Origin of the sequence: uncultured Methanofollis sp., assembly GCF_937919355.1 — an archaeon.
Taxonomy (GTDB): domain Archaea; phylum Halobacteriota; class Methanomicrobia; order Methanomicrobiales; family Methanofollaceae; genus Methanofollis.
The window spans coordinates 1-5,243 of record NZ_CALFSA010000128.1; the positions used below are offsets into that span (position 1 = coordinate 1).

5 protein-coding genes are annotated in these 5,243 nt (G+C 66.8%); all 5 read right to left on the reverse strand.

The features are described from left to right. Window positions 1-171 precede the first annotated feature (171 nt). Complete coding sequence (locus Q0520_RS06025; protein WP_298667615.1) at window positions 172-1,131, reverse strand: hypothetical protein; 960 nt, start codon at window positions 1,129-1,131, stop codon at window positions 172-174. A 207-nt stretch (window positions 1,132-1,338) separates the two neighbouring features. Beyond that, window positions 1,339-2,337 (reverse strand): chorismate synthase, encoded by a 999-nt coding sequence (locus Q0520_RS06030; protein WP_298667616.1) that lies wholly within the window; start codon window positions 2,335-2,337, stop codon window positions 1,339-1,341. Then, the gene (locus Q0520_RS06035; RefSeq protein WP_298667618.1) at window positions 2,334-3,683 is read right to left on the reverse strand and encodes a shikimate kinase; all 1,350 of its coding nucleotides are present in this window, start codon (window positions 3,681-3,683) and stop codon (window positions 2,334-2,336) included. The genes Q0520_RS06030 and Q0520_RS06035 overlap by 4 nt, the downstream gene beginning before the upstream one ends. Beyond that, the gene (aroA, locus tag Q0520_RS06040) at window positions 3,680-4,945 is read right to left on the reverse strand and encodes a 3-phosphoshikimate 1-carboxyvinyltransferase (protein WP_298667620.1); all 1,266 of its coding nucleotides are present in this window, start codon (window positions 4,943-4,945) and stop codon (window positions 3,680-3,682) included. The genes Q0520_RS06035 and aroA overlap by 4 nt, the downstream gene beginning before the upstream one ends. After that, window positions 4,936-5,243, reverse strand: a 308-nt coding sequence (locus Q0520_RS06045; protein ID WP_298667622.1) for an ACT domain-containing protein, incomplete at its 5' end; no start/stop codon positions are given. The genes Q0520_RS06045 and aroA, both read right to left, overlap by 10 nt.

Genomic DNA, 5,243 nt, shown 5'->3' on the forward strand with positions numbered 1-5,243 from the left:
TGCCACATCGGCACCCCGACGGCCGAGGGGCAGTACGACATCAGGGAACTGAGGCGGGTGCAGGAGTTACTTGCGTACAGGTGAATGTTTTTTGAGGAAAGAAGGAAGGGAGGCGGGTGAGGATGCCGGGGAATTTTCATCTCCCGGCTGTACTCACCCCCGCAATGGCCTTCAAACGTCCTGCATGGCGGGGACCATCGCATCGACGCCCACCAGGCCGACGAAGGCGCCGCTGGAGTTTTTGATGGGTGCGTACGCAACGGTGTCGGTGTACGTCCCGGCGCAGGGCTTCACAAAGCCGGTGAGGATGACGGTATCCGCCGCACTCATGGTGTACTGATCGCCGATCGCAGCCGCATACTTGCTGCTGCCGTATTCTGCATCCACGACATACTCGACGGCATCCCCTGCTTTCCGCATTGTATAGGCGTAGGTGATGTTGTTGTTGGACGCCCGGACGGCATTGAGCTGGTCGCGGATGGCGATGAACGCCGTCGTGTTTTCATCTCCCGGCTGAAGCGCCGCCATGGCGTCGCCGTCGATCCGGGCCGCAGTATCCGCGGCAAGGGCCTTCATGTCGGCCGGCGCGACCGTGCTCCATGTGTCGATACCCACCAGCCCGACGACAGTACCGCTGGAGTTCTTGACAGGAGCGTACCCGGAGGTGCTGGTGTACGTTTCAGCGGAGGGTTCCACAAAGCCGGCGAGAAACACCGTGTCATTCTCCGTCGGGACGTACACCTCGCCGATCGCGGCCGCGTAACTGCTGCTGCCATAGTTTGCATCCACGACGTACTCGGTGGCATTCGCGGTTTTCCGCATCGTACCGATGTAGACGACGTTGGGATTGGACGCCCGGACAGCATTGAGCTGGTCGCGGAGGGCGATGAACGCCGTCGTGTTTTCATCTCCCGGCTGAAGCGCCGCCATGGCGTCGCCGTCGATCCGGGCCGCAATATCCACTGCAAGGGCCTTCATGTCGTCCTGCGAGAGTGCCACGGACGCAGGTCCCGTCTCCCCGGATGCCGATTTCGTCTCACCGGATGGGAATAGGATCACAAGCGCTGCTGCAATGATGATCAGGGCGAGAACGCCGACGACCAATCCGACGAGAAGATTCTGACGGGTCATACCACAGACTCCATTAATAGCATATCGCAGATATGCTGATTAAACATTTTTAATCATAGCATGGCTATACGCTCTGATATTGAGATTTGCCTGCATAATTTAGGACCAATTAGAAAATTCCCTGAGCGTCTGGCCGAATAACAGGCGACTCCACCCGGCAAAATATCAATCCGGGGGTGGAGCGAGATGAGACGGTCAAAAAAAAGATTAATCCTGGGCCTGCCCGCCATACATCCCCTGCTCCAGCACCGCGTCGACGAGGACGAGGGCGAGCATCGCCTCCGCCACCGGGACAAGACGGAAGGCGATGCAGGGGTCGTGCCGACCGGCGATGGCGATCTCCCTCTCCTCCCCGCGGATGTCCACGGTCCTCTGGGGGAGGGCGATGGAGGGCGTCGGCTTCACCGCCAGGCGGACGACGACCTCCTGCCCTGTCGAGATACCGCCGAGGACGCCGCCGGCATGGTTGGAGAGGAAGCCCGAGGTGCCCATGGCGTCGTTGTTCTCCGAGCCATAGAGGCGTGCGGCGGCAAAACCCTCGCCTATCTCGACACCCTTCACCGCCCCGATCCCCATCAATGCCCCGGCGATGGCGGCGTCGAGTTTGCCGAAGACCGGACTCCCGAGGCCGGGCGGGACCCCCGAGGCCCGAACCTCGACGACCCCGCCGACAGAGTCGCCGCGGGCCTGCGCCGCACGCACCTCGGCCTCCATCTCCGCGGGGTCTGTCTTCCCGTGCACCTCGCGGACAGACCCGGCGACCGCGATCCCGTGCGTCTTCAGGACAGCAACCGCCACAGCCCCGGCCGCGACCCGTGCCGCCGTCTCCCGTCCAGAACTCCGGCCACCGCCCCGGTGGTCACGGAGGCCGTACTTCTGCAGGTACGTGTAGTCGGCGTGGCCGGGACGGAAGACGTCGCGGAGGGCGTCGTAGTCGCCGCTTTGGACGTCCCTGTTCCTGATCAGCAGGGCGATGGGCGTGCCGGTGGTCTTCCCCTCGAAGACGCCGGAGAGGACCTCGACGTCGTCGGTCTCCTTCCGCGGCGAGGCAAGGGGACCTCCGGGGCGGCGGCGGTCGAGCATCGGCTGAATGTCCCCCGCGGAGAGGGGGAGGCCCGGCGGGACGCCGTCGATGACGGCGCCAATCGCGGGGCCGTGGCTCTCCCCGAAGGTCGTCACCCTGAAGAACTGTCCGAAGGTGTTCATTCCCCGAGCACCTCCCGCACGGTCCTGTCATCCACCCTGATCCCGGTCATATGGAGGAACTGTTCGCAGGCCTGATACACAAACATCTCGGTCCCCGGGATGGTGCGACAGCCGCGGGCCGTCGCCGTCCTGAGGAGGGGGGTCTCCTTCGGGGTATAGACGAGGTCGAAGACAGTCATGCCGGGCCCGAGGTCTTCAGGCGCGAGGAGGGAGTGGGGGTCGCCGGCCATGCCGACAGGCGTGGCGTGGACGACGACCTCCGGACGGACACTCCCGAAGTCACTAAGCGATCCGGCCTCGCACCCGAAACGTGCGGCAAGGATCTCTGCCTTCCCGGCGTCGCGGGCAAGGACGGTCACCCGGTACCCCAGGCTCTGGAGGGCATAGACCGCCGCCGCGGCCGCACCCCCGGCACCGAGGACGACGGCCCTCTCCGCCGCGACCCCTTCGAGGGGGCGGCGCACGCCGACCCAGTCGGTGTTCGAGGCCCTGACATGGTCGCCGCAGAGCACGAGGGTGTTGGCGGCGCCGATCGCCGCCGCGTGCCTGTCGGCCTCGTCCGCGGCAGCAAGGGCCGCCTCCTTGTAGGGGATGGTGACGGAGAGGCCGCGGACGCCGAGGGAGCGGGCGGCACCGAGGACCGCCGCGAAGTCGGGGTGGTCGAAGAAAGTGTACGAGGCGTCCATGCCGTACCTCGCAAAGAGGGCATTGTAGAGGAGGGGACTCCTGCTGTGCAGGGCAGGGTGCCCGGCGATCCCGTAGAGGCCGGTTGCCGGGTCGGGGGCGTCGAGACGCTCCGCCTCGCCGGGCGGGAGGGCGAAACCTGCAGGGAGGGAGACAGGGTCACGCCTCCCGGAAAGGCGGGATACCACATCGTCTGCGACCATGTCGGGCCTGCGGCCTCCTGTCCGGACACAGATGTCCGCGGCCGCGAGGTAGAAGGGCCGCCGCCTGTGGAGGAGGGCCCGCACTTCATCCTCAGGGGGAAGGCCGGTGAGGGGCGGGCGGTCAGAACCTGCGGTCCTCGTGATGACCTCCCCGGCACTCGCCTCAAGGAGGACGACGGTCCCTCCCTTCCGGAGGACGCGGACATTCTCCGGGTCGAGGACGGCACCGCCGCCCGTGGCTATGACACCGCGGAAATCGGCAAGGCCGGCGATCACCTCCCTCTCCAGGGAGCGGAAGGTCGCCTCCCCGGCAGAGGCGAAGATGGCGGGGACCGGCATCCCGGCCCTCTCCTCGATGAGGGCGTCGGTGTCAAGGAAGGGGAGAGAGAGTCGTCGGGCGATCATCTTTCCGACCGTCGTCTTGCCCGTGCCCCGGTAGCCTATCAGGACGACCTTCACAGCAGACCCGCCTCCTTCAGAGAATCCCAGAAACCGGGAAAGGACTTGTCCACGCATTCTGCATGGAGGATCTTCACATCCCCGGCGCCAAGGCCGATCACGGCCGCGCTCATCGCCGTCCTGTGGTCGTTCACCGGGTCCACGACACCGCCCCGGAGGGGAGAGGGGGTGATGATCAGGGCGTCCTCCGTGACGGCCACACGGCCGCCGAGGCCCCGCAACACCCGCACGACCGCAGCGACCCGGTCGCTCTCCTTGTACCTGAGATGGGCGATGCCGGTGATCGTCGTCGGCCCGCGTGCAAAGGCCGCCACCGCCGCAAGGGTCTGGACGGTGTCGGGCGAGGCGGCCATGTCGATCGTGGTCCCGTCGAGGTCGCCGTCCGACTCAAGGACGACGGCGTCTCCGTCAGCACTGACCCGGCAGCCCATCCTCTCAAGGGCGTCGAGGAAGAGGCGGTCGCCCTGGAGGGAGGAGAGGTCGAGGTTTCTCACCGCCGCCCGCCCACCGCAGACGGCGGCGACGGCAAAGAAGTACGAGGCCGAGGACCAGTCGCCCTCGACTGAATAGGGACGGCCCCTGTACCGGGCGGGCCGGACGATGAAACGGCCCTCTCCCTCCCTCTCCACGGGGACGCCGAAGGCCTCCATCACCGCGGCCGTGAGGTCGAGGTACGACGCCGAGACCGGCGGGGTGGTGAGTGAGAGGTCGAGGCCCTCCACATAGCAGGGGGCGGCGATGAGGAGGGCCGAGACGAACTGACTGGAGACGTCGCCCCGCATCGCGGCGGCGCCGCCCCGCACGGGCCCCGCGACCGTCAGGGGCGGAAAGCCCGCCCTCTTTTCGTAGGCGACCCTGCCGCCGAGGGCGGCGATGGCGTCGCCGAGGGGACCGACCGGCCTCTCCTGCATACGCAGACTCCCGGTGAGAGTGACTGGCCGGGGAGAGAGTGTGGCGATGCCGGCGAGGAAACGGAGAGTCGTCCCCGAGTCGCCGGCGTCAACCGTGGCCGAACCAGAAAGGGGGAGGACGCCTGCACAGCCGCGGACGAGGACGCTGTCACCTTCGTCGAAGGTCCGTATGCCGAGGGCGGCGAGGCCATCACGCGTCCTGGTGGTGTCCCCGGACCTGACAGGGCCGACGATGCGGGACTCTCCCTCCGCAAGGGCGGCGGTGACAAGGGCGCGGTGGGTGAGGCTCTTCGAGGGCGGGGCCGTGACGGTGACGTCGACGCCCCGGCGGCGGGAGAGGGTCACCTCCATCCTGCCGCCTCCAGCCGCGGGTAGCACCCGAAATCCTTCACGACCGCAAGGGATGAGAGTTCGGCAACGGCCCCGGCCCATACAGGGCAGTACTCGCCGTCGATGAAGAAGACGTACCGCCCCATCCCCCTCTTTGCGGGCCTGGACTCGATCCGTGTCAGGTTGATCCCCAACCGTGCAAAGACCGCAAGCAGGTCGGCGAGGAGGCCGGCACGGTCGGCCTTCGGGTCGAGGAGGACGGAACACTTCCCGGCACCCGGTCCCTGATAGGGCTCTGTCGAGATGACGACGAACCGCG

Coding starts and splice junctions, on each gene's coding strand:
- aroA (WP_298667620.1), bottom strand. CDS start 4,945: ATGGAGGTGACCCTCTCCCGCCGCCGGGGCGTCGACGTCACCGTCACG.
- Q0520_RS06030 (WP_298667616.1), bottom strand. CDS start 2,337: ATGAACACCTTCGGACAGTTCTTCAGGGTGACGACCTTCGGGGAGAGC.
- Q0520_RS06025 (WP_298667615.1), bottom strand. CDS start 1,131: ATGACCCGTCAGAATCTTCTCGTCGGATTGGTCGTCGGCGTTCTCGCC.